The 25,627-nt window shown below is 36.0% G+C and carries 20 protein-coding genes and 4 tRNA genes; 7 read left to right on the forward strand and 17 right to left on the reverse strand.

Annotated features, from left to right (window positions below; translation table 11 throughout):
* Positions 1-136: 136 nt before the first annotated feature.
* Both BKH40_RS02990 and BKH40_RS02995 read right to left on the reverse strand, forming a co-directional pair.
* Positions 137-2,170, reverse strand: a complete 2,034-nt coding sequence (locus tag BKH40_RS02990) for a methyl-accepting chemotaxis protein (protein ID WP_095276832.1) — start codon at positions 2,168-2,170, stop codon at positions 137-139.
* Positions 2,171-2,363: 193 nt separating this feature from the next.
* Positions 2,364-3,665, reverse strand: coding sequence for a homoserine dehydrogenase (locus BKH40_RS02995; RefSeq protein WP_257842489.1), 1,302 nt, complete (start codon positions 3,663-3,665; stop codon positions 2,364-2,366).
* 102 nt (positions 3,666-3,767) lie between these two features.
* Here BKH40_RS02995 and BKH40_RS03000 point away from each other — a divergent pair, with 102 nt between their 5' ends.
* The 6 genes from BKH40_RS03000 to BKH40_RS03025 all read left to right on the forward strand — a co-directional run bounded on the left by BKH40_RS03000 (position 3,768) and on the right by BKH40_RS03025 (position 9,332).
* A complete protein-coding gene (locus BKH40_RS03000) occupies positions 3,768-4,688 on the forward strand; it encodes a hypothetical protein (protein ID WP_095276836.1) in 921 nt (306 codons plus the stop codon).
* Positions 4,689-4,760: 72 nt separating this feature from the next.
* Positions 4,761-5,246 carry a hypothetical protein gene (locus tag BKH40_RS03005; RefSeq protein ID WP_143428449.1) on the forward strand — a complete coding sequence of 162 codons (486 nt, stop codon included), beginning with the start codon at positions 4,761-4,763 and terminating at the stop codon, positions 5,244-5,246.
* Positions 5,247-5,271: 25 nt separating this feature from the next.
* Positions 5,272-6,435 (forward strand): sigma-54 dependent transcriptional regulator, encoded by a 1,164-nt coding sequence (locus tag BKH40_RS03010; protein ID WP_095276840.1) that lies wholly within the window; start codon positions 5,272-5,274, stop codon positions 6,433-6,435.
* A 45-nt stretch (positions 6,436-6,480) separates the two neighbouring features.
* On the forward strand, positions 6,481-7,695 hold the full coding sequence (locus tag BKH40_RS03015; RefSeq protein ID WP_143428450.1) for a hypothetical protein: 1,215 nt from the start codon (positions 6,481-6,483) through the stop codon (positions 7,693-7,695).
* Positions 7,696-7,707: 12 nt separating this feature from the next.
* Complete coding sequence (locus BKH40_RS03020; protein ID WP_095276844.1) at positions 7,708-8,091, forward strand: biopolymer transporter ExbD; 384 nt, start codon at positions 7,708-7,710, stop codon at positions 8,089-8,091.
* An 11-nt stretch (positions 8,092-8,102) separates the two neighbouring features.
* Positions 8,103-9,332 carry a U32 family peptidase gene (locus tag BKH40_RS03025; protein ID WP_095276846.1) on the forward strand — a complete coding sequence of 410 codons (1,230 nt, stop codon included), beginning with the start codon at positions 8,103-8,105 and terminating at the stop codon, positions 9,330-9,332.
* 164 nt (positions 9,333-9,496) lie between these two features.
* Here the strand turns inward: BKH40_RS03025 and BKH40_RS03030 are convergent, their stop codons facing one another.
* Positions 9,497-12,010 (reverse strand): molybdopterin guanine dinucleotide-containing S/N-oxide reductase, encoded by a 2,514-nt coding sequence (locus BKH40_RS03030; protein WP_095276848.1) that lies wholly within the window; start codon positions 12,008-12,010, stop codon positions 9,497-9,499.
* A 551-nt stretch (positions 12,011-12,561) separates the two neighbouring features.
* Positions 12,562-15,072: a molybdopterin guanine dinucleotide-containing S/N-oxide reductase gene (locus BKH40_RS03035; protein WP_095276850.1), complete on the reverse strand. Its 2,511-nt coding sequence runs from the start codon at positions 15,070-15,072 to the stop codon at positions 12,562-12,564.
* A 419-nt stretch (positions 15,073-15,491) separates the two neighbouring features.
* On the opposite strand from BKH40_RS03035, the gene BKH40_RS03040 reads away from it, so the two are divergent.
* Positions 15,492-16,889, forward strand: coding sequence for an anaerobic C4-dicarboxylate transporter (locus BKH40_RS03040; RefSeq protein ID WP_095276852.1), 1,398 nt, complete (start codon positions 15,492-15,494; stop codon positions 16,887-16,889).
* Positions 16,890-17,019: 130 nt separating this feature from the next.
* Here BKH40_RS03040 and BKH40_RS03045 read toward each other — a convergent pair whose 3' ends face one another.
* The 13 genes from BKH40_RS03045 to BKH40_RS03105 form a co-directional block, all read right to left on the reverse strand.
* Positions 17,020-17,739 (reverse strand): outer membrane beta-barrel protein, encoded by a 720-nt coding sequence (locus BKH40_RS03045; RefSeq protein WP_095276854.1) that lies wholly within the window; start codon positions 17,737-17,739, stop codon positions 17,020-17,022.
* 358 nt (positions 17,740-18,097) lie between these two features.
* Positions 18,098-18,185 (reverse strand) — tRNA-Ser (locus tag BKH40_RS03050).
* An 89-nt stretch (positions 18,186-18,274) separates the two neighbouring features.
* A tRNA-Cys gene (locus tag BKH40_RS03055) sits at positions 18,275-18,348 on the reverse strand.
* Positions 18,349-18,367: 19 nt separating this feature from the next.
* Positions 18,368-18,454 (reverse strand) — tRNA-Leu (locus BKH40_RS03060).
* Positions 18,455-18,461: 7 nt separating this feature from the next.
* A tRNA-Gly gene (locus tag BKH40_RS03065) sits at positions 18,462-18,536 on the reverse strand.
* Between the two features lie 204 nt (positions 18,537-18,740).
* Positions 18,741-19,010 (reverse strand): EscU/YscU/HrcU family type III secretion system export apparatus switch protein, encoded by a 270-nt coding sequence (locus tag BKH40_RS03070; RefSeq protein ID WP_095276856.1) that lies wholly within the window; start codon positions 19,008-19,010, stop codon positions 18,741-18,743.
* Positions 19,011-19,017: 7 nt separating this feature from the next.
* Positions 19,018-19,386 (reverse strand): 50S ribosomal protein L19, encoded by a 369-nt coding sequence (gene rplS, locus BKH40_RS03075; protein WP_095276858.1) that lies wholly within the window; start codon positions 19,384-19,386, stop codon positions 19,018-19,020.
* Between the two features lie 9 nt (positions 19,387-19,395).
* Positions 19,396-20,118 (reverse strand): tRNA (guanosine(37)-N1)-methyltransferase TrmD, encoded by a 723-nt coding sequence (trmD, locus tag BKH40_RS03080; protein WP_095276859.1) that lies wholly within the window; start codon positions 20,116-20,118, stop codon positions 19,396-19,398.
* Between the two features lie 36 nt (positions 20,119-20,154).
* Positions 20,155-20,646: a ribosome maturation factor RimM gene (gene rimM / locus BKH40_RS03085; RefSeq protein ID WP_095276861.1), complete on the reverse strand. Its 492-nt coding sequence runs from the start codon at positions 20,644-20,646 to the stop codon at positions 20,155-20,157.
* Between the two features lie 3 nt (positions 20,647-20,649).
* A complete protein-coding gene (locus BKH40_RS03090) occupies positions 20,650-20,892 on the reverse strand; it encodes a KH domain-containing protein (protein ID WP_095276862.1) in 243 nt (80 codons plus the stop codon).
* 7 nt (positions 20,893-20,899) lie between these two features.
* Positions 20,900-21,133: a 30S ribosomal protein S16 gene (gene rpsP / locus BKH40_RS03095; protein ID WP_095228536.1), complete on the reverse strand. Its 234-nt coding sequence runs from the start codon at positions 21,131-21,133 to the stop codon at positions 20,900-20,902.
* Positions 21,134-21,172: 39 nt separating this feature from the next.
* Positions 21,173-22,435, reverse strand: a complete 1,263-nt coding sequence (locus tag BKH40_RS03100; RefSeq protein ID WP_095276864.1) for a TolC family protein — start codon at positions 22,433-22,435, stop codon at positions 21,173-21,175.
* Positions 22,419-25,604 (reverse strand): efflux RND transporter permease subunit, encoded by a 3,186-nt coding sequence (locus BKH40_RS03105; RefSeq protein WP_095276866.1) that lies wholly within the window; start codon positions 25,602-25,604, stop codon positions 22,419-22,421. Before BKH40_RS03105 ends, BKH40_RS03100 begins: the two co-directional genes overlap by 17 nt.
* Positions 25,605-25,627: the final 23 nt, after the last annotated feature.

The raw sequence follows: 25,627 nt of genomic DNA on the forward strand, positions 1-25,627 counted from the left end.
ATTTCCCTCGCTAGTAAAATGACTAAGTCTGCACTGACTTTATCTTTTAATGCCATTTTATCAAGCACGAAACAAGCAAGAAGCCGCTTTGATAGAAATATGGCATCACTTAAAATAGCTTTTAAAAAACTAGCTTTTAAAACCTATTCTTTTTAACATCTTCTATCATGACTTTAGAAACAGAATCTATATTTTTACCTATAGCACTGCACTCATCTACTATGCTTAAAGTGTCTTTTACTTGATGCTGAAGGCTTGCTATGGCGTTATTAACCTCTAAGACACTGTGAGTTTGAGTAGAGATAGACTGAGACATCTCATCTATACTTTGAGATAGCAAAGATATACTTCCTTCTATCTCATTTAAAGACTTTTGAGTTTTCTCAGCAAGCTTTCTAACCTCATCAGCAACAACAGCAAATCCACGTCCATGCTCTCCTGCACGTGCTGCTTCTATGGCTGCATTAAGTGCTAAGATATTTATCTGATCAGCTATGTCATGTATCATCTTAGTAATGCTTTTTATGCCTTCACTTTGTGCTAGGACGTTTTCACTTTTTTCATTTATACTTTGTAAAGACGCACTTATATTATTCATATTGCCTGCACTATCTTCCATGGCTTTAGCTTGATTGGCTGTTAAGTCATTAAGCTTAGCTGTGACGTCATTTAAGCTTTCAGCTTTCTGTGCTAAGTTGTTTGAAACTTGTAGATTGGAGTTTAGATTTAAGACTATAGTATCCCTTAGCTTGTTTAGATTTATAGCCAGTTCTAAAAAGCCTCCTTTTAAGCCTGTAGAAGCAACTGAGGATAAGAAGTTGTTTTGTGAGTAAGATTCCATAGTGCTTGAGATTAAAGAGAAGTTTTGTCCTATAAGGTTTAAAAACTCACATAGATTATCTTTAAGCTTCATGATTTGTTCATTATTAGAAGTTGCAACTAGCTTGCCTTGGAAGTTCCCAAGCCTTCCTTGCTCTAGTGCGATAGTTATCTCATTAACTAGTTTTTCATCTTGCTCTAAGTTTATCCTTACTCCAGATATGGACTGATTTATGACATTTGCTAAGTCGCCAAACTCATCTTTTGAGTAAATCCTTATCTCTTCTAAAGTTTTCTTTTTGTGCCCTACGTAATCAAGGAAGGAAAATATCCCTCTTTGTATCTTATTAAGCGAGTTAGAAAAGCTTCTTATAAAAGATACGCTTAGGCTTATACCTATTATTAAAGTTATAACAGCTATGACTATAACCCAGATGATGGAGTTAACTTCATTTCTAACTATGGCTTTAGTCTGAGTTAGCGAAAAATCCAAGATATTATTAATCTCTAAGTTTAAAAAGTTGATATAAGCACTAGAGATCTTAAACCACTCTTTAGCATCTTGTCCATACTTGCCATAGTCTGATTTTTGATAAAGGACATCAATCTTAGCTTTTGTGGCTGCAAACTGCGCACTATTTTGTGTGTCTAAACCTCTAAATGCACTATAGTAGTTTAAAGATTCTATAGCTTTTGCAAGGCTAGAGTTAAAGATCCCAAGGCTAGAAAAAGTAAGATTTGATTGATCGACATTCATGCGCTCATTTATCTCAAAAACCCCAGCGACATTAGCCCTAACTAGTCCCATAGCCTCAGTTGCATATACTAAGTTATAAGCTCCAAGCAAAGCATAGTTTATACGCTCATCTATAAGGCTATTACTTATGCTTCTATTTACTATTCTTATTAGCTTATCTATAGTTTCTGAGTAGGCAGCTATAGCAGTTTCAGTTACATAGTAGCCTTCATTTATCTTAGTTCTTAAAGTCTTTATGCTGTTAAAGTCTTGTTTTACTAGCTCTATGTCTTGGCTACTTTGTGCACTATTATCATTTGCCATGAAAGCCAATAAGTTGGCAAATGAAGCATCTACTTTAGTCTTTTGTTCATCATAAGGCCTTTGTGTAGCATCACTTGCATTAGTCACATACATCCCACCAAGCCCTCTTTCAACTTGCACATCATGCACTAAAGTTGATACTTGCTTAGCATAGTAAATATTTTCTGGCACTAAAGATAACTGCTTATAAAGACTAAAATGCTTAGTAAGTAGCATCGCACAGTAGATTAGACTTATGATTAGTAAAAAGACAACAAGTAAGATCTGTTTTGCTTTGATATTAAATCTCATATCTTCAACCTCTTTTGTTTTGGCTTGTAATATTTCGTAAGTTTAGTGCAATTTCTAGAGATGTTAGGAAAAACTAAACATTTAATAAAAATTTTACTTTCTTGATGTATTAAAAGCAAGATGTCAAAAATGCTAAGTTTTTACACTAGTAGGCTTTGTTACTTTCCTTCCTTAAGCTTATATCTTAATAAACCTACCCCAAGATTCTTATCATATAAGGCTTACAAACCGTGCAGCTTAAACTTTCTATGTCTTTAAGTGCTTTTTGTATATCTAGCTCAGCACAGATATGGGTTGAAAGTAAAAGAGTTGCGTGACTTGGCTTAGAATCCACACACTCATCACTTAGATTTTCTTTTTGTAAAAGGGTTCTAATAGAGACTTGATGCTTAGCAAAAACTAGTGATATATCACTTAAAACGCCCGGCTTATCTATGACATGTAGTCTTATATAGTACTTACTAGAAATAGATTCTATAGCTTTAAGCTTTAAGTTATTTTCATAAGAACTCATATAACCTAGCATAGGCGAAGTTTTACTTCTTGCTATCTCTAAGATATCACTTACAACCGAACTAGCAGTTGGCGCCCCACCCGCACCAGCACCATAATAAACTGTCTCTCCTACCATATCACCTACTACACTTATAGCATTCATAGCATCATCTACTTTTGCTAAAAGCTTATCTTCTAAGACTAAGCAAGGATGCACTCTAAGTTCTACCTCATCGCTATTAGCCTCTTTCTTAGCTATACCTAAAAGCTTTATTACGTAACCAAACTCTTTGGCAAATAAAATATCAACCTGTGATATCTCTTCTATCCCTTCTACTAAGATATCTTCAAACCTAGCATTTATGCCATAAGCAATACTTGCTAGAATTAAAAGCTTATGGGCTGTATCACCTCCACTTATATCAAGTGTAGGGTCAGCTTCAGCATAGCCTAACTCCTGTGCTTGCTTTAGTGCTACTTTAAAGTCTAAGCCATCTTTACTCATCTTGCTTAAGATGAAGTTACTTGTGCCATTCATAATGCCACTAAGTGAAAGGATATGATTAGCCCCAAGTCCATCTTTTAGAATCTTTATTATAGGTATGCCACCACATACGCTTGCTTCAAAGCCTATGGCTGAGTTTTTACACTGCTTTTCTAGGTCATATCTGTGATAAGCAAGCATGGCTTTATTAGCAGTTACAAAGGCCTTACCACTTTTTAGTGCCTTTAAGGCTATCTCATAAGGAAGCTCTACTCCTCCTATAAGCTCTACTACTATCTCGATGCTAGGGTCTTTAAAGGCATCATCTATATTAGTGCTTAGCTTTATGCCTAGATCTTTTAGCTCTTTAGATTCTATATCTCTTGATATGCCAATACGCGGGATAAGGTTTGCCCCACATCTTGCTTTTAATATATCTTTGTTTTTTTGTAGTATATCTACTACACTTTTACCAACTACACCTACGCCAATTACTGCTATATTTATATCTCTCAAGTTAGTCTGCCTTTTAGCCATTACATATAATCTAAATAAACCTTAATTATAACCTGTGTTAGAATACAAGCTAGTAATCATCCTAGTGCGTGAAGAGTTGCAATGAAGTTTAGAAAAATAGGAATCTTACTTAACTTAGTAGGTGTCCTAATCATCATAGTGTTATTAATTGCCTTAGTGTTTTCATACTTTTATGTATCTCACAGAAGTGAAGCTACCATAAACTCAAAACTTGCCCAAACTAAAACTAAGCTAAAAGCAAAAAATATAGACTTAGAGTACTCAGACTTTAAATGCAGTGGCTTTAGGAATATAGAGTGTTTTAGCAAAGGCATCACTTTAGGCTTTGATAACCAAACACTAGAATCTAGAAATATAAAACTACAAACTAAAAGAGATAGCACTGATTTAAACATGACTTTAGATTTTAGGCTAAACTCAGTATTTAATGCCACTCAAAACAACAAAGTAGCCTTGGCTGCTTTTAAAACACTTCAACCAAAATACGTAACTTGCAAGATAGACTTTGAAGCCCAAGACGCTATAGGCACTATGAAATGTGATCTATTAAAAGGCGATATAACAAGCACCATAGATTCCAAAGTGACTTTCAAGCAAAACTTTGACAACTTAGTAGACGCCTTTAGCTCTATAAACCAAAACACACCTTTTTCTCTAGAACTTGCTTATAACATCATAAGACCGGATAACTTCATAGATAAGTTTAATGCCAATGCACTAGATTATGAAAGAGCCCTTGGTAACTCTGATAGTTCTAAAAACATAAAAGCAGCCTATAGTAAAAACGCCAAAGATAGCATAGATGCACTGATATTTTTAGCTAAGGTAACTGGCTTACTTGATGAGACAAGCTCACAAGCTTTTAGAAACTTTCCCAATACTAGTGGCTTAACCTTAAGCATAAAAAGCAAGCAAGATGTCAATTTGGCATTTTTTAGTCTAAACAAACATGACCTACTTGCAAAAAGTACTCTTTTTGACTGGAGTATAAAAGATAATTAGATGAGATTTTATATCTTGTGTCTTATGACATTTCTTAGCTTAGCTCTACTTCACGCTAGGCAAGATCTAGATTTGACACAAGATACAAAAAAGCCAGATGATATAGTTTTTATAACAGATTCTAAACCCCAAGAGTTCATAGTAAGCTATGACTTTACTACCCTTAACTACATCCCAAAAGGGCAAGACTTAAAAGTCTCTAAGCCCCTAGTCCCTATCATCTTAAAAGAAGGCTTAAAGCCACTTTTTAAATGCAGTGTGCCTTTTAAAGCAAGGAGTTTTGCTATAAGCGTGCCAGGTGAGTTTAGCCCCTTGCAAAAAGAAGCTTTTGTAGAAAAGCAAGTTAGTTATGAGATTTATAGAATCTTAAACGCCCATGTAGATTCTTTGCTTAAGTGTTTAATGCAAAATGAAGCCAGTATAAATACTAATGACCTTACAAGCAACTTCCAAACAAGCGCTTTTAGTCATCTAAGACTTATGCCTTCTTACGTGCTAGCAAGTTTTAATGACGATAGCTTAGAGCTTGTATTTTATAAGCCAAAAAGGCAAAACTAGATGACATACCAAAAGGAGCCTAAAGATGAAAATAGCCATAGTAGAAGATGACATCAACATGAGAAAGGGGCTAGAGTTTTTCTTTCTAGACTATAAAGACTTAGAGATAGTTAGTTTTAAAAACCCAAAAGATGCCCTAAAAGCTCTTGATGATAGCTTTTCTTTGGTCATTACAGATATAAATATGCCTCATATGGATGGGCTAACTTTTTTATCTGAACTAAAAGGGCGTTATGAAGCCATAGTTATAACTGGTAATGCCACTTTGAACAAGGCTATAGAATCTATAAGGCTAGGAGTAAAAGACTTCTTTCAAAAGCCTTTTGAGCCAAAAGACTTGCTTGATGCAGTTTATAGGACTAAAAAGCTAGTTGAGTTTGAAAAAAGCACTCCTAAAAAAAAGCTTAACCTCTCTAAAAATAAAGACTTTTTTAAAGCTAGCTCGCCTGCCTTAGAAGAAGCAAAAAACATGGCCTTAAAAGTGGCTAAGACTGATGCTAGTGTATTGCTTTTAGGGGCTAGTGGAGTGGGCAAAGAAGTCTTTGCGCGCTATATACATGAAAACTCAAAAAGAAGCACTGCACCTTTTGTAGCACTAAATATGGCAAGCATCCCAGAAAACCTTTTAGAATCTGAACTCTTTGGCTTTGAAAAAGGTGCCTTTACAGATGCTAGTAGTCAAAAGATAGGACTTTTTGAAAGCGCCCAAGGAGGAAGTATCTTTTTAGATGAGATAGGTGAGATGCCTTTAGCCCTCCAAGCAAAGCTACTTCGTGCTTTGCAAGAAAAAGAGATAACTAGACTAGGAAGTGCTAAGCCTATAAAGATAGATGTGAGATTTATCTCAGCGACTAATGCAGACATAAAAGATAAGATTAATAAGCATGAGTTTAGAGAAGATCTCTTTTTTAGACTTCAAACCGTGCCTATTAAGATTCCACTTTTAAAAGATAGAAAAGAAGAAATCCTTCCTATAGCTATAAATCACATAGAAAATATCTGCAAAAACTACGACTTTAGCACTAAGATTCTAAGTAAAGATGCACAAGCTAGGCTGCTTGAGTACAGCTGGCCGGGTAATATAAGAGAACTTTTATCTGTGATAGAGCGTGCTTGCATACTAAGTGAAGGTGAATATATCACTCAAAGTGATTTATATTTAGATGAAAGAGAAAAAGGATTACTTTAATATTTTGTTAGAATCTACTCTTATATCAATGCAAAGGATCTAATGTTGCAAAAGCTAGTTGTATTTATCATGCTTTTTGCCTTTTTGCAAGCTAAAAGCTACATTATCTCACCTCTTTTGCCACCTACCCAAGAGGTCTTAAGCACTGCGAAATCAAGCTGTGATACAAGCTGCATGCATGATCTTTTTAATAAAAAACTTTATCTAAGCTTTCTTTCTTACTATAAAGGCACAAGCGATGTCGCCTTAAAAGCAAATTTTAAAGTCGCTAGCTCTTATTTAGATTCTTTTGTATATCACGAAGATACACTTAGTGATAAGGTTTTACGCATAGCTCTTTTAATGCCCCAAAAGTTAATAGGTCGCTACTCAGTATCCACTCCAGATGTAGTTATGAGTTATCTTGTATCACGTGGCATAGACTTTAACTTTAAGGTCTTTAACTCAAGTGATGAAAGCCCAGAAAACCTAATAAAAGCCTATGATGACTTAAAAGCACAAAACTATGACTATGTTATAGCCATACTTACTCAAAGTGGGGTTAAAGCCTTAGTACAAAACGTCAATGTAGATAGGCTAGTTTATGTGCCAACTGTCAATATCAACCAGATAGATTTTTCCGTGCCTAAGAAGATGGTTTTTGGTGGTATAGACTATAGCGCCCAGATAAAACTAATCTCAAACTTTGCTAAAGATAGCTCTCTAATAGCTTATAACGATGATAGCTACATAGGCATGATACTAGCTAACACCCTAGCTAAAGATGACAAAAGTATCATCTATCAAGACACTATAACTTCAAAGCTTGCAGCCAACTATAAACAAAGCTTAGAAGACCAAGAAGCCATACTTGATAACTCCATGGTAGTTTTTAATACCTCAGCTATAAAAAGTGGTCTTATCATCCCGCAAATTAGCACGCTTAACATCACTCCTAAGTACTTTCTTTCAACACAGATTAACTACAACCCTGTGCTTTTAACCCTAACTCAGCCAGAAGATGTACAAAACCTCTTAGTAGTTAACGCCATAGGTCAAACTAATGATGCCCTTATGGAGTACACTAGCTTGCTTAGTGGTGATCTTAAATATGACTGGGTAAACTACGCTACTGATATAGGTGTAGAGATGTTTTTAGACTTACAAGTTAACAACTTAGATAAGTTTTTTAGCGAGCCAATAAAGCACAACCAAGTCATATACAACAACCGCTTTTTCAAGCCTAAAGGCTACTACTTTGCACCTAATACCACAAACTAAAAGTGAACATTCATGAAAAAGATAGATTCCTTAAACCTAGTGCCTTTCATAGATATCATGTTAGTTTTACTAGTCATAGTTTTAACTTCAGCTAGCTTTGTACAGCACCCAAAAGTTTCACTAAACGTCCCAAAAGTAGACGCAAAAGCTAGCTCTAGTGCTACCAGTAATGATAAAAGCTTCACTATCTCTATAGATAAAAAAGGCAAGATTTATGCTAATGATAAAGAAGTAGATGTAAACGCCTTAAAAGCTAGTCTTTCTAATCTTGATAAAAGTACTAATATCATCTTAAACACAGATAAAGATGGCAGTGTGGAAAACTTCATGCAAGTAGTTAGCGTGCTAAAAGACTTAGAGTTAAGCAAGGTCTATGTTTCAGTAGATGATAAGTAGGTTAATAGATTATGGATTCTAAAACAGATAAAAAAGTAGAGCTTTTAGCCCCAGCTGGGAATCTTACTAAGCTAAAGATAGCCATAAACTACGGTGCTGATACAGTCTATGGTGGGGTAAGTCACTTTTCACTAAGAAATAGAGCCACAAAAGACTTCACACTTGAAAGCTTTAAAGAAGGTATAGACTACGCCCACGCAAGGGGTAAAAAAGTCTATGTAACATTAAATGGCTTTCCTTTTAACTCACAACTTGAGCTTTTAAAAAAGCACATAATAGAGATGGCTAGTCTTAATCCAGATGCCTTTATCATAGCAGCACCCGGTGTTGTAAGACTAGCTAAAAAGCTAGCCCCACAAATCCCCATACATCTTTCAACCCAAGCTAATGTCTTAAATGTCTTAGATGCTGAAGTCTTTTATGAACTTGGAGTTAGACGCATAGTTGCAGCACGTGAGATAAGCTTAAAAGACTGCATGGAGATAAAAAAAGCCCTGCCAGATCTAGAGATAGAGATCTTTATACATGGGTCTATGTGCTATGCCTTTTCAGGACGCTGTTTAATCTCAAGTCTTCAAAGTGGGCGCGTGCCTAATCGTGGAAGCTGTGCTAATGACTGCAGATTTGATTATGAATACTATGTTAGAAATCCTGATAATGGCGTCATGATGCGTCTTCATGAAGAAGAAGGCATAGGCACTCATATCTTTAATGCTAAGGATTTAAACCTTAGTAGCCATATAAAAGAGATCCTTGATAGTGGTGGGGTTGATGCTTTAAAGATAGAAGGTAGAACTAAGAGTGAGTACTACGCAGGTATCACTACTAGGACTTATAGAAGGGCAATTGATGACTACTATAAAGGATTCCAAGATACTAAAAGCTATGAGCGTGAGCTACTAACTCTCAAAAATCGTGGCTTTACAGATGGCTATATAATAAAGCGACCTTTTGAAAAACTAGATACGCAAAATGTAGAAACTGCTATCAGCGAAGGAAGCTTTCAAGTAGTCGCCCAAGTTAGTGAAGATGGGGAGTTTTGTCTTTGTAAAGATAAGATATTTAAAGATGAACGCTATGAAGTAGTCTCACCAAGTGGCGAAGTTAAAAGTATCAGCTTTCCTAAGATAGAACTAGAAAATGGCAAAGTTGTAGAAGAGATACATAGCGGCAATATAAACCGAGTAAGGCTTCCTTACAAGCTTGAAGGCTTTAGCTTTTTGCGTAAGAAATTAGATTAAAACTTCTAGATTAATTTTTTTCTAACATAGCATTAAAGTTAAGTCTCTCAATACCATGAACTAAGGTAGATTTTATAAGTTTATGGAATCCAAAAATATATGATTGCCATGCCTGCGAGTGCAAACATGGCAAAAAGTCAAGCTTACATGAGAGCTATAAAAGCTTAGATTCTAAACTCTCTCATATTTTTTGGCTCTTCAAAGATATCTACTTTTTCTACTTTACCTTTGTACTTTTCTATGTTAACTAGGGCAGTATTTGGGCAGTTACCATTAGCTAGTTTTGAAGTTGATATATCCATAGTTAGCACGTTTGCGCAGCCATTTTTACATAGCCCTTTGCTATCTGGGTTATACCAAGCACCTTCACTTAGTTTTAAAACACCTTTTCTAACATGTTTGCCAACAACTGCACCTGCTAGCACTTCACCTCTAGCGTTAAACACCCTTACTACATCACCGTTTTTTATACCTTTAGCTTTGGCATCTTCTTCATTTATCCAGATTGGCTCTTTATCACTTACTGCATATTTGTTGCGTAAAGATGTATTAGCTAGCTGAGAGTGAAGTCTATATTCTGGGTGTGGGCTAAGTAGGTGGAACTCTGCAGGTTTATTTTTCATACCTAGCCACTCTGCTGGCTCAAACCAAGAAGGATAACCACGACAGTCATCATAGTTCATCTTAGCTACAGTCTCTGAGTAGATTTCTATCCTACCACTTGGAGTTCCTAGTGAGTTTAAGATTGGATCATCTCTAAAGTCCGCATATCTTACATAAGTTTTATCTTCTTCTGGTACTTCAAAAGTTATAGGCATGTTTTTATCCCAGAAAGTTTTGAAATCTGGCATTTTTATACCTTGAGGTGTTCCAGACTTAAGTGCTGTGTTGTAAAACTGCTCTATCCACTCTCTTGGAGTTTTGCCTTCAGTGTATTGTTCATGAAATCCTGCTTCTTTTGCAAGGTCACTAAAGACTTCATAGTCGTCTTTTGCTTCATGTTGTCTTTTTACAAGGGCTTTCATAGGTACTATATTAAGGTTAGAGTAGTCCCCACTCATAGAGATGTCATCTCTTTCATAACTAGTAGTTGTAGGCATAACTATATCTGCATGTCTTGCAGTAGCAGTCCAGAAAGGATCATGAACTATAACGTGGCTAGGTTTTTGCCAAACTTTTACATAGTTGTTTATATTTTGGTGGTGACCGATAGGGTTTCCACCTACCCAGTAGATTAGGTCTATATCAGGGTATTTGACTTTACCGCCATTTGCATCTATAACTTTTCCTGGGTTTGCTAAGCAGTCTGCGATTTTAGAAACTGGTATATTAACAGCTGAAGCTTTTTGAAGCCAAGCTGCTCCACCAGAAGTAGCCTTACCTACGTTCATCCCGCCAATTACAGCTGCTTTTGCTGCTGGATTACCACCATTAGCATAGTGGTAGCTAAAACCAAAGCCACCACCTGGAAGTCCTATTTGACCTATCATAGAAGCAAGCGTTACTAACATCCAGTGAGGTTGTTCACCATGGTGGGCACGCTGCATACCCCAGCCTGCCATTATCATAGTTCTATTTTCAAACATAGTTTTAGCTAGGTCTTTTATAGTTTTTTCATCTATACCACATATTGAATTAGCCCATTTAGCATCTTTAACCACACCATCAGTTTTACCTAACATATAGTCTAAAAATTTATCAAAACCAGTAGTATAAGTATCTAGGAATTTTTTATCATACTTGTTAGTTGTATACATTGTATGCATGATTCCAAGCATTAAAGCAACGTCTGTGTTAGGGATAGGAGTTATCCAAGTTGAATTTTTTCTATCCATAAAGAACTGTACTGTATCACTTTTTATAGGGTCTATAAGGATGATTTTCTTATTGCTATTTTTAAGGTCATTAAAGAACTCTAGTCCACTTCCTTCACTTATTGAGTAAGCTATCCTTAAAGTTACCATAGGGTTAGCTCCCCAGATAACTACGACTTTAGAGTTTTCCATAACCACTGGAAAAACAGTTTGTTGGTTATAAACTTCTAGTGTTCCTACTACGTGAGGAAGCATAACTTGTGCTGCACCTGTTGAGTAGTCAGCTGTTATACCTGTAAAGCCCCCACCCATACTCATATATCTTTGAAGTAAAACTACGCAGTTGTGCATATTTCCGCTACTTTTCCAGCCATAGCTTCCTGCAAAAATCGCTTCTGGACCTTTTTTCTCTCTAGTCTCTTTTACTGCACTTGCTATAAGCTCTATTGCTTTTTTATAAGATACACGCACCCACTCATCTTTACCTCTAAGCTCAGGTTTGCTGTTATGAGGGTCTTTTAGATAAGACTTTCTAACCATAGGATACTTGATTCTAGACTTAGCATAGACTTGGTCTCCTACTACATGTTGAAGAGGATTTTTAACTTTTTCTTTAGAGTCATTTAAACCTATTGAAGAAACTATCTTGCCATGTTTGATAGTTGCTTTTAAGATACCCCAGTGCGCACCAGTTATAACTTCTCCGTTTTCTACCAAACTACTTACATACTTCATCTCTGAGGCTTTGCTCATCACTTTGTCCATATGCTCTTTTTGTTCAGCTGCACTTAAAAGTTTTGGTGCTAATGGCACTAGTGCAAATAAAGCACTGGCTTTTAAAACACTTCTTCTTGAAATACTCATGGTTAAACTCCCAATTTTTAATTGATTGAAAATAGTAATGCTTGGGGCGTATTTTAGCACTTGAGATATTTTAAATTATTAAGAGTGGTTAAAAAATGAGAAAAAATATAATTTTGATTGATTTAGGTTAAAAAGATTTAACTAATTATTAAAAGATTTTAAAAAATTAGTTAAAAAAAACTGCCTAAACGAAAGATAAGGACATTAGTTAATGTGGCTACTTATATTAAACCTTTGAGGTTGTATAAGGTGTTAATTGGCTATAAGTTGCTAAATATAAGCAAGCCCCTAAATATGATAAATACTAAAATATCTAATTGCTTTCTAATCTTTTCACACCCCTACCCCTAAAAGTATCAATGAAGGGGGGATAAGTAGACGCCTTGTGACCTAGAAGTGGGATAAAAATAAAACTGCCTTATTTTTAGCACTTTTTAGATTCTATAAATCCATAGAATCTAAAAGTATAAAAATGCATCGCCTGCTAAGCAAAGTAATATCAAAGCAGGCGTAGCACTAATAATATTTAGATTCTTTAAAAGCTTAAGTTTTTAAACCTTCATATTTTTTGGCTCTTCAAAGATATCTACTTTTTCTACTTTACCTTTATACTTTTCTATGTTAACTAAGGCAGTATTTGGGCAGTTACCATTAGCTAGTTTTGAAGTTGATATATCCATAGTTAGCACGTTTGCACAGCCATTTTTACATAGCCCTTTGCTATCTGGGTTATACCAAGCACCTTCATTTAGCTTTAAAACACCCTTCCTTATCTCCTTAGTGACTTTTGCTCCTGCTAGCACTTCACCTCTAGCGTTAAACACCCTTACTACATCGCCATTTTTTATGCCTTTAGTCTTGGCATCTTCTTCATTTATCCAGATTGGCTCTTTATCACTTACTGCATACTTTTTACGCAAGCTAGTATTGTTTAGCTGAGAGTGAAGTCTAAACTCAGGATGTGGACTAAGTAAGTGGAACTCTGCAGGTTTATTTTTCATACCTAGCCACTCTGCTGGTTCAAACCAAGAAGGATAAGCCCTGCAGTCATCATAGTTCATATTAGCTATAGTCTCTGAAGTGATTTCTATCTTGCCGCTTGGAGTTCCTAGTGGATTTAAGATTGGGTCATCTCTAAAGTTAGAGTATCTTACAAACTCAGTGCTTTCTTCAGGCACTTCAAAGCTTAAAGGCTCATTTTTCTCCCAGAAAGTTTTAAAATCTGGTATAGAGATACCTTGAGGCTTAGCAGCACTTAAAGCAGTGTTATAAAACTGCTCTATCCACTCTCTTGGAGTTTTGCCTTCAGTGTATTGTTCATAGATTCCAAGTTTTACTGCTAAGTCGCTAAAGACTTCATAGTCATCCACGCTTTCATACTGTCTTTTTACAAGGGCTTTCATAGGTACTATATTAAGGTTAGAGTAGTCCCCACTCATAGAGATATCATCTCTTTCATAACTAGTAGTTATTGGCATAACTATATCTGCATGCCTTGCAGTAGCAGTCCAGAAAGGATCATGAACTATAACGTGGCTAGGTTTTTGCCAAGCTTTTATAAGATGATTTATATTTTGATGATGGCTGAATGGATTCCCACCTACCCAGTAGATTAGATCAATTTTTGGATACTTTATCTTTTTGCCATCAGCTTCTAAAGTCTTGCCCGGGTTTAAAAGTGCATCTGCTATACGTGCTACTGGGAAACTAACAGTAGATCCTTTTAGTAGCCAGCTAGCACCACTTTCTGCTCCTTTTGTATTGCCCAGATTCATCCCGCCAATTACAGCTGCTTTTGCTGCTGGATTACCACCATTAGCATAGTGGTAGCTAAAACCAAAGCCACCACCTGGAAGTCCTATTTGTCCTATCATAGAAGCAAGCGTTACTAACATCCAGTGAGGTTGTTCGCCATGGTGGGCACGCTGCATACCCCAGCCTGCCATTATCATAGTTCTATTTTCAAACATCTCTTTTGCAAGATACTCTATAGTCTTAATATCTACACCACTTATATTACTAGCCCAAGTGGCATCTTTCACTACCCCATCACTCTTGCCTAGCATATAGTCTAAAAACTTTGGAAAGCCAGTAGTGTAGGTATCAAGAAACTTTTTATCATACTTATTAGTTATATACATTGTATGCATGATTCCAAGCATTAAAGCAACGTCTGTGTTAGGCACTGGCTGTATCCACTTGCTACCTTTAGCACTTTTAAAAAACTCTACAGTTTCACTGCCTATAGGGTCTATTAAGATTATCTTTTTGCCGCTATCTTTTAACTTGTTAAAAAACTCTAAGCCGCTTCCTTCACTTACAGTCCAAGCGTTTCTAAGCGTGCTCATAGGGTTAGCTCCCCAGATAACTATGACTTTAGAATCTTTTAGCACTACAGGGAAAACAGTTTGTTGATCATAAACTTCTATAGTCCCTATCACGTGAGGCATGATGACTTGTGCTGCACCTGTTGAGTAGTCCCCAGTGCTTCCAGTAAAACCACCACTCATAGACATAAAGCGTTGAAGTAAGATTCTGGCATTATGCATATTTCCGCTACTTTTCCAGCCATAGCTTCCTGCAAAAATCGCTTCTGGACCTTTTTTCTCCCTCGTTTCTTTTAATGCACTTGCTATAAGCTCTATTGCTTTTTTATAAGATACACGCACCCATTCATCTTTACCTCTAAGCTCAGGCTTATTATTATGAGGATCTTTTAGATAAGACTTTCTAACCATGGGGTATTTGATACGTGACTTAGCATAGACTTGGTCTCCTACTACATGTTGGAGAGGATTTTTTATCTTTTCTTTAGCTTCATTAGCCCCACGAGAAGATACTATCTTGCCGTTTTTGATGGTTGCTTTTAAGATACCCCAGTGCGCACCAGTTATAACTTCACCGTTTTTAACTAGACTAGTTACATACTTCATCTCTGAGGCTTTACTCATGACTTTTGCCATCTGCTCACTTTTTTCCGCAGCACTTAGTAAACTTGGAGCTAGTGGTACTAGTGCAAACAAAGCACTAGCTTTTAAAACATTTCTTCTTGAGATACTCATCTTCTCAATCCTTTTTTTGATTTGGTTAAAAATGCAATGACAAATTCTAACACTTGTGCTAATTTAACATATAAAATATAGTTAAGAATAATTAAAAAATATCAATTTTTATTAATAAAGTAAAAAATATTTAACTTTATTAAGCCTAAGCTATATAAAAGTATTTTTGAAGGTAAAAAATTTCTTAGACAAAATTGATTCTACTAGATATAAAAAAGTTAACCTTTAATGCTTAATCTAAACTTTTCTAATAAAATAAAATATTTTCTTAATAATTTTTATCATTATGTAACCTTTTAGTCTGACATTCAAAGTATATAAGTAAAAAAACTTTATCTTTAAGCCTATCCATATCATAAAAAACGTCTTATACTTACTTCCTATTTTTAAGGCATATTAGTTTTTTGAAGGGAACATCCATGAGTTTTTTAACTAGTCTAAATGAGGGCACACAACTCATCATCCAAATCATCATAGTCATACTCTGTCTTTTTTTTGGTGCTAAAAAAGGTGGTATGGCTCTAGGACTTTTAGGAGGCGTGGCACTTTTTATATTTGCCTTTGGTTTTAAGATAGCCCCAGATAAGCCAGCCATAGAAGTTATGCTAACTATCTTAGCAGTAGTTAGTGCTTCAGCTACGCTTCAAGCAAGTGGAGGCTTAGAAGCTATGCTTCAGATAGCTGAAAAGATCTTGCGTAAAAATCCTAGATTTATAAGCATACTAGCTCCACTTGTAACTTGTACTCTAACTGTGCTTTGTGGTACTGGACACGTCGTTTATACAGTCTTGCCCATAATCTATGATATATCTATAAAAAACAACATCCGCCCCGAACGCCCAATGGCAGCTAGCTCTATCTCAGCCCAACTTGGAATCTTAGCCTCTCCAGTAAGTGTAGCAGTTGTTACCCTAACTAGTCTCTTACTTGCTTCAAAGTCCCATCTTGCAGGCTTTGATGGCTACATAGACTTACTAAAAATCACCATCCCTGCTACTTACATAGGAGTGCTTATAGTTGGAATCTATTCCATGTTTCGTGGCAAGTCTTTAGAAAAAGATAAAGCCTTTCAAGAAAGACTAAAAGATCCAGACTTTAAAGCCCACCTTTATGGCGATACTAAAGAAAGCTCACTAGTTGGCAAAAAGCTTGCTAAAAGACAGTGGGCTGCTATGTGGATCTTCTTGGGAGCTATAGTCATAGTTGCGATACTTGGCTACTTTAAGGAGTTAAGACCAGTCTTTGAAGTACACGGTAAAGCAGAAAGCATGAGTATGGTTAATATCATCCAGATTTTTATGCTGCTAGCTGGGACATGTATATTAATGTTTACTAAAACTGATGCTAATAAGATCTCACAAAATGCCGTCTTTAAGTCGGGCATGATAGCACTAGTAGCTATCTTTGGAATCTCTTGGATGGCTAATACTATGTTTTCAGTCCACCTTGATATGATGAAAGATGTCTTAGGGGGAGTTATTATAAGCCATCCTTGGACTTATGCCATCATGCTTTTTGTCATCTCTTACTTTATAAACTCTCAAGCCGCAGCACTAGTTGCCTTTGTGCCAGTAGCTTTGGGTATAGGAGTACACCCCGGTCTTATAGTAGCCTTTGCTCCAGCTTGCTATGCCTACTATATCTTGCCTATATATCCAAGCGATATAGCAGCCATACAGTTTGATAGGTCAGGTACTACGCACATAGGAAGATTTGTCATAAATCATAGCTTTATAATCCCCGGTCTTATAGGAGTTATAAGTGCTTGTATCTTTGGATATCTAATCGCAGCAGGTGCAGGCTATGTGCAGTTGTAGGGTGGGAAGTTTGATTCTATGTTTAAAGAGTTAAGTGTGTAAATATAAAGCTACCACTAGCTTAAAACTAGTGGCCATTTCAATATCTACATAAGGGAAGGAGTTATAAATAAAAAATACCTACTTTGTATTAGAAAGTATAGGTATAGCCAAGCTGTATGATGTAGTTTCTAAGCGTGCCACCTTTTATAACTTGCAATGCTGCTGGCTCGCCATCAGTAGTAGTACTTGAACTAGAAGAACTTTCCCCTCCACCATTTTGTAAAGCTTGCACTTTTTGTGCAGTTGCACCAAGTACGTTTACATCTGTCCCAAGAACTGGTATCTTAGCACCTAGTGATATAGTATTAGATTCATTTATATTGAAGTTAACGCCTACATTTATAGGAAGAGCAAAGCTTCCGCCACTTATACCAAAGTCAGCAATATTAGCTATATTAAAAGACCCACTATAGTCAGAGTAACCTAGCCCTATACCAACATAAGCACCAAACATCTTATCAAAGTCATAAAAGTAGTCTACATTTGCAACTACTAAGTGATTTAATATATCAGCTTTGTTTTCTATAGGTCCTATGGCTTTACTAGCAAAACTTTGAGAGAAGTTATAGCTTAGATAGTATTTTAAACCCATTTCTGTAGTTAAATCTTGCTTATAACCTACATTGACACCTACTGTATAGCCTACGCCAGTTGTTGGGATAAATGGCTGAACTAAAGATGGGATATCAGTAGCTGCTGTTATAGGTAAGCCTAGATTACCACCTACAAAAACACCACTTTTTGCATAACCTGCAGAACTTAGGGCTATTACTAAACCTAACACACCTAGAAGGGTCTTTTTTCTCATTAGATAAACCTTTAAAATTAATTAATGACGCTAAATCAACATCATTTGGATACTGTAATCAAAAAAAAAAAAAAAGCAAGCCTGCAAAGTAAAATTAATAAATAAGGATTTAAGTTTACATTTAAAATAAAACAAGGCGTAAGCAACCTTAAGATATTAGACCTTAAGCCTAAGGCTAATATCTTAAGCATCATAATCGTTATTGGAGGATTGTAATCTAGCTAAGAGTTTTGCATCAAAACAAATAAAAGCTAAAAGTACAGTAAACATTAAGAAAGTATTAAAAAGTAAATAAAATCTTTAAAGTAAGTCTTTAAAGATAAAAGGATTTCAAAAAGCAAATCTAACAAATCGCTTCTGGCCGGGAGAAAGGGATTCGAACCCCTGGAAGTGTTACCTTCAACGGTTTTCAAGACCGCCGCTTTCGACCACTCAGCCATCTCCCGACAACTATAAAAAGCCTTTAAAGCCTCTTACAAGAACAAGAACCATAAAGTCTAAAAAGTATTTTTTAATAATAAAGATTACTTAGATTTGGAGGCGACACTCGGATTCGAACCGAGGATCAAGGCTTTGCAGGCCCATGCCTTACCACTTGGCTATGTCGCCACCATCCAACTAGGTAAAATGGTGCCCGGAGCCGGACTTGAACCGGCACGGACGCAATGTCCGAGGGATTTTAAGTCCCTTGTGTCTACCATTCCACCATCTGGGCAAAAACTTGGAGCGGGAAACGGGGATCGAACCCGCGGCCCCAACCTTGGCAAGGTTGTGCTCTACCACTGAGCTATTCCCGCATGAATTAATTTAAAAAAGAATTACAATTGTACTTTTTAATTTTAATAAAATCAAGTTTTTTGCATATAAATTACACTTAAAATTTACATGCAAGGTAACTTTTGTAAAAATCAAACTTTAGTGATGATACATACATCACAAAAAACTAATCTTATAAAAGTTAGATTACAACTTTTCAAAGGCAAAGGCTTCAGAATCTCTTTTTAAAGCCTACTTATCTGAGTGTTTTTCTCAGTATTTTGAAGCCATACAAAGACTTCAACTACTGCTTGATAAAGCTCTGGAGGAACATTAGCGTTAAGATCCATATGCACTAAAGAGTCAACTAAAACCTCGTTTTTAAACAAAGGTACATCAAACTCTTCTGCCTTTTGGATTATCGCTTGTGCTATCTGCCCTACTCCACTAGCAACTAGCCTAGGACTACTATCTTTATCTTTATCATAAGCTAAAGCGGCTGCTTTTTTGTGCATTATAAACTTAGGCTGTAACTACTTTTCTAAGCTCTTTTATCCTTGCTGCTTTACCTTTTCTATCTCTTAGATAGTAAAGTTTAGCTCTTCTTACGCGTCCTACTCTTAGCACTTTTATACTTTCTAGGGCGTCACTATAAAGTGGGAAGATTTTCTCAACGCCTATGTTGTTAGCTGACATCTTTCTAACAGTAAAAGTCTTATCAACTCCGTTTCCATGTACTGCTATGCAGATACCTTCAAAGTTTTGTATCCTAGTCTTATCACCTTCTGTTATCTTTATACCCACCTTTAAAGTATCCCCAGCTTTAAAGCTAGGAACATCTCTACCTTGTAACTGGGCGTTTTCAAAGTCTTGAATGTAGCGATTTTTCATTTGTAGTCCTTAATTTTGATGTAAATCCGGTCTGAAGTAAGCAGTCTTCAAAGCAGATAGTTTTAGTTTTAAATCCGCAATTTTAGCGTGGTTTCCCTTTAAATATTCTAAAGGGACGCCTCCTTTATCAAAAAAATCTAGCTTAGTATCACAATCTAAGCTTTTTTTAGAATCCATATTAGCCGCACTATCTAATCTCGCAGCAAAATTTGGTGCTTCTAGAAGCGAGTTTTCAAAGCTTTCACCTTCTAAAGAAGTCTCATTACCAAGCACTCCTTTTACCTGCCTAGCTATACTATCTGCCATAGCACTAGCAGCTAGCTCACCTCCAGTTAGTATAAAATCCCCCAAGCTAAAAACCTCATGGGCATCAAGCTCTATATTTCTCTCATCAAAGCCTTCATACCTTGCACACACAAAGCTTATATGAGAAAACTTGCTTAAGCGTTTAGCATCTTTTTGACTAAAACGTGCCCCACAAGGTGCCATGAAAAGTATCCTAGAATCTTTAACCTCGCCCAAAACCCTATGTAAAAGATTAGGAAGCAAGACCATGCCAGCCCCTCCTCCAACCAAAGCACTATCAACTTTTTTATATGGATTAAGCGCATAATCTCTTATATTAATATAGTTAGCTTCTATAAGTCCTAGCTCACAAGCCCTACCTAAGATGCTATAAGAAAAGTAAGGCACTATAAGCTCTGGGAAAAGGGTTATAAAACTAAACTTCATGGCTTGGCTTCTTTTGAGTAAGAACTTTAAAGTCTTTTAAGGTAGCAAATAGACTGCATCAACGCTAAAAAGGCTTTTAGATTCCAAGTCTATCTTTAAAACAAACCTATCTATATAAGGTAGCAAAAAGATCTTGCCCTCCTCAGTCCTAACATGCAAATAGTCAGTTGTATTAATCCTTTGTATATCAACAACCCTGCCAAGCACTTTAAAATCTTCTATCACACTTAGCCCAACTACATCATCATAAAAGTACTCATCCTCTTTTAAAACTAACTCACTCTCACTCTCACTTTTACTAGCAAAAAGCTCAGTGTTAGTTAGAAGTTTTGCAGATTCTAAAGAGTTTACATCTTTAAAGCCTATGTGAGATTTTTCTAAGTTTATATAGCTTATCTCAAAGGGGATAAGGGCTTTTGAGTATAAGATCCTGCCTAGTTTTAAAAACTCTGGGAAGTCGCTAGCTAAAGTAAAACGCATAAGACCTTTTACGCCAACACTTGCACCAAGCTTTAAGACAAGTAACATAGACTAGGTATTACTTTGTACGCTTACTTTATAGCTGATGCCATCTTTTGCCTTACAAGCTGAGATAAAAGTCTTTATAGCACTTATCATCTTGCCATCTTTTCCAATCAGACGTCCAACATCACTGCTTGCGACATATATCTGTATCTCGCAAAAGTCTACATCTTTCATAGTCTTTTGAATGCTCACTGCATCCTTGTTTTGAACTATCTTTTGGGCGTAGTGTTTTAAAAAGTCTTCTACCACTTAAAAGCTACTTTTGCTTAGTTAAAGCCTCTATACGTTCACTCATCTTAGCACCAACACCTTTCCAGTAGTTAAATCTTTCCATATCTATCTTAAAGCTAGCTGGTTCAGTTAGAGGGTTGTAGTAGCCTATAGATTCTATCCATCCACCATCTCTTCTTTTTCTAGAATCTGTAACCACTATCCTATAAAATGGTTTCTTTTTTCTCCCCATTCTAGTTAGTCTTATAACTGTAGCCATGAACATCCTTTTGCAAAAAATATAAGTCGATAGTATATCTTAAAACTGGGTGTTTTCAAGGTGATAAATTCTTGCTATGCTGATGGCTAATTCATACTTTGCCACGCTAAGGCGCGACTTTGCATTAGTCAAAAGTAACTCAGAATCTAAAAGCTCAACATACCTTGCAACTTGCTGCTTGTACTTATTGCTAACTATGCGGTAGTTTTCTTGGGCTTGGGCTAAGGCGACAGTAGCTAGGTTAATCTGGGCTTTGGCGATATTAAGTGCATTTATCAAACTAGTTGCTTGAAGTAAGATATCTTCTTTTAAGTCAACTTTCGATGAGTTTAAAGATAGCAAGTCTGCACTTAAAGCCTGAGTGTTATAAAAGCTTTTAGTTGCATCTAAAAAGTTCCAAGTTAGGCTTAGTCTTACTTGGTTTTGATTAGCCGCGGCTTGTAAGATGTTATTATCCCTGCTATCACTTAGGGCTATAAAGTTGCTAGTGTTAATATTTATCTTTGGATAGTAGCCTGATCTTGAAAGCTTGATATTTTGTCTTATAAGCTCTTCTCCTGTGTTAAATTGCTGCAATGAGATGTTGTGCTGATAGATATTTTTCATTAGCTCATCTCTATCTATATTGAAAGTTGGAACTGTTATATCTTCTAAAACTGAAGGGTCTATAAGTGCACCAGTTAGCACTCTTAAGGTGTTTAAGTTAGCATCTAAGTCAGACTTAGTTTTGAGATTTTCAATCTCAGCATTAGCTATATTTACTTGTATGCTTAAAACATCACTTTTATCTGCAACGCCCTGCTTATAAAACTCCTTAGCTATCTTTAACTGCACGTTTAGCAAGTCTATGGAATCTTTTGAGATAGTTAGTGCTTCTCTGTTTTCCAAAGCCTTTAAGTAGGCAATCTTTGTCATTAATACAAGATCGTTTTTAGTAGATTCTAAGGTATTAAGCTCTTGCTTATAGTTGCTTTTAGCTATCATTAAAGTATAGTAGTCTTTAAGGCCATTAAAGATATTAAAAGATGAGGTAAGTTGAAGGTTGTTTTGCTGGTAAGCAAGTCTATCTTGTGGGGCGTTATAGCTATAAAGATAGCCAAAGTTTATACTTGGTAAAAATGAAGCATAGGCATTTTTAATATCACTTTGTGCTTTTTTTACTTTGTAGCGCTGGGCTTCTAGCTTATAAGTATTATGCAGTGCCATATCTACCATCTTTTGCATACTTAAAGCATAAGCAGACTGCAAGCCTAAAATGCTAAGTAGTAAAAAAGCTAAAGTAAACTTAAGCAACTTCGTCATTTGGCTTCCTTAATACAAATAATAATAAAGATGGAATCACAAAAACTGATATGATAGTTGATACTAAAAGTCCACCAGCGATAACTGCACCTAATCCTCTATATATCTCACTTCCAGCCCCATTAGAAAAGATTAAAGGAAAGAGTGCTAAGACTGTAGTTAGCATGCCCATATAGATTGGTCTGATGCGTGATCTTGTAGCTTCATACACACTAGCAAATATCTCCATTTTATGCTCTTTTAAGTTTATAAGGCTTTGATAGACGATTAATATGGCGTTATTAACAACTGATCCTACTAGTATGATAAAGCCTAGCATGGTTAATACATCAAGGTTTTGCACAGCTATATATTTATTTACAAACCACAGCCCTAAAAGCCCACCTGCAACAGCAAAAGGCACGGTAAATATGATGATAAAAGGATAGATGAAGTTTCCATAAAGGGCTGCAAGTATGAGATAGGTTATACCAAGTGCTAGTAAAAAGCCATAGCCTAGCTCGCTTGCTAGCTTATAAAGCTTATTGGCATTACCGCTAAAAACTACTTTGTTGTTTTCTAGCTCCCCACTTGCTTTTAGCTCAGGGATTATCTTATCACTTATGGTTTCAAGTACGCTTTGAAGCGGCATCTTATCACTTGGGTTAATTGAGATTAGAAGGTTTCTTTCTTGCTCATAGTGGCGAATCTGAGAAACTCCTTGAGTGTATTTAATATCAGCTAATGAGCTAAGTGGCACTATCCTTTTAGAAGGCGTATAGATTTGTGTATAAAGCATATCTTCTGGACTTTTTGCCTCTTGATTAGCAGTTAGCATGATGTCACTTAAGCGTCCATAGTTATCTCTAAAGTCACCTACTTTTTTCCCATCTATTAGCACATCTACTATATTGCCAAAGCTTTTTACACTAAGGCCATTTATACTTAAAGCCCTCTCATTTGGATAAAGCGTTATTTCTTTATTACCTAAATCTAAGCTAGGTATAGCTCTTATCCTAGCACCCGGAAGATACTTATGGGCTAGGTTTATAAAAGCCCTAGTGCTATCTATCATAGAATCTAAGTCATAGCCTATGATGTTTACATCTACACTAGAACTTATCCTGCTTGCACTAAACATACCCTGCTCTACTACAGTTCCTGTGATATTGGGTATGGAGTTTATAGTATCTCTCATAAGTGGGATTAGATCTTTTGCCCTTTTTGGATCAGCTGATATCTCATAAAACTCAACTAAAGTTGGACTTGCAGTTACAAAAAAGTCTTTTATGGCTGGGTATTTATCATCGCCCTTAAAGCCATTTACTTGCAAATAAGGCTTATTGTAGTTATATATTGCATCAGTTATCTTTAGTCTTTCAGCATAACTTAAGCCATTAGGTATGCTTACATAGCCTAGGATAAAGTTTTGTGAGCCCTTAGGGAGATAATCAAGCTTAGGAAAGATTTTTATAGATATAAAAACACTGCACACACAAAAAACTATGATAACAGCTAATCTTGTAAAGACATTTTTTAAAACTAGTCTTAATATCCAATCTATTATATTAAACAAGAACTTGCCAACTATCCCAAGCATGGTATCAAAAAGCCACTTAGGGTTATAGAATCTATATTTTGAATTTATCGCTAGTTCTTCTACTTCGTTATTTTGTAAGATCTTAGTCTTTTTTTTCTTCTTCAAAAAGTACTTAGCCATGGTGTAATAAAGCATAGGCAGTCCAAAAAGACAAACTATAAAAGAGATTATTAATGCTGAAGATGAAGCTAGGGCTATATCAACAAAAAACTGCCCCATCTCATCTTTTAGCCCGATGATAGGTATAAAGATAGCAATAGTTGTTACAGTGCTTGCAAAAAGTGCACCAGCTACTTCTGAAACCCCATCCTTACAAGCCTCAAACATCCTTTTGCCCATACTATGGTGCCGGTGTATATTTTCAACTACCACGATACTAGAATCTATTATCATAGATATAGCAAAACTAACTCCAGCTAGTAATATGACATTTAATGTCCTATCAAGTGCGTTTAAAATGATAAAAGAGCTAAGGATAGAAAGAGGTATGATTAAACTTACAACAAAGACAGTATAAATACTTCGCAAAAAAAGATAAAGCACAATGGCTGCAAGGATTATCCCTTCAAAGACATTTTCTTTGACTAGATTTATAGCATCTTGTATGAAAGAAGAGCTATCTCTTCCAAGGTCTATTTTTATATGATTATCTTTTAAGATTCCTTTATTTAACTTAGCTGTTAACTCTTTAACGCTTTTTACTACTTCTAGCACTGAGCCATCATTTGTAGGGCGTATAAGCATAGTTACTGTTTCGTCATTATCATGGATATTTGGCGAAGTTGGCTTAGCAAAAGTATCTATAACACTAGCTATATCTTTTAGCCTTACTACCTTAGCACCACTTGCTTTTATAACTGTGTTGTATATATCTTGCACATCTCCATAAACCCCTACAGTCCTTACTCTATAAGTCCTTTGAGCATAGTCTATAGTGCCTGCTGAGACGTTGATGTTTTGTGCTTGTAAGGCCTTAGTTACATCATCTACAGTAATATTATAAAAAGCTAGCGAGTTAGTATTTAAAGCTATGTGTATCTCACGTGGGACGCCACCTGAAACTGTCACACTTCCAACCCCGGGTAGTCTTTCATAGTACTTAACTACATCATCCATCAAAAAAAGATACTTATGACGGATTGAAGACTTATCTAAACTCCTAGCAAACATAAACACAATAGGTGCTACATCATCCCCAGTAGGTCTTATAACTGGCCTATCTATATCACTAGGATAGCCCCTAACTTCATTAAGCTTAGAGCTTACATCTAAAAAAGCCTCATTAGTATTAGTCCCTATCTTAAACTCTAGCACTATAGAGCCAGCACTCTGCCTAGAGCTTGAAGTCATGGTTAAAAGATTAGGAAGATTTTTAAGATACTTTTCTTGTCTTTGGACTATCTCTTTTTCTACTTCATAAGGAGTTGCCCCCGCCCAAGTTGTAGTTATGGAGATGATTGGACGAGAGATCTTTGGTGTAAGTGCATAAGGCATCCTTATAACGCTTAAGTAACCAAAAAGCAGTAAAAATATCATGCCCACCATGATAACTACTGGGTTTTCTAGACAGTAACTTATTAACCTTTTCATCCTAAAAGATCCAAGCCATATGC

Source organism: Helicobacter sp. 11S02629-2 (assembly GCF_002272875.1).
Classification (GTDB): Bacteria; Campylobacterota; Campylobacteria; order Campylobacterales; family Helicobacteraceae; genus Helicobacter_I.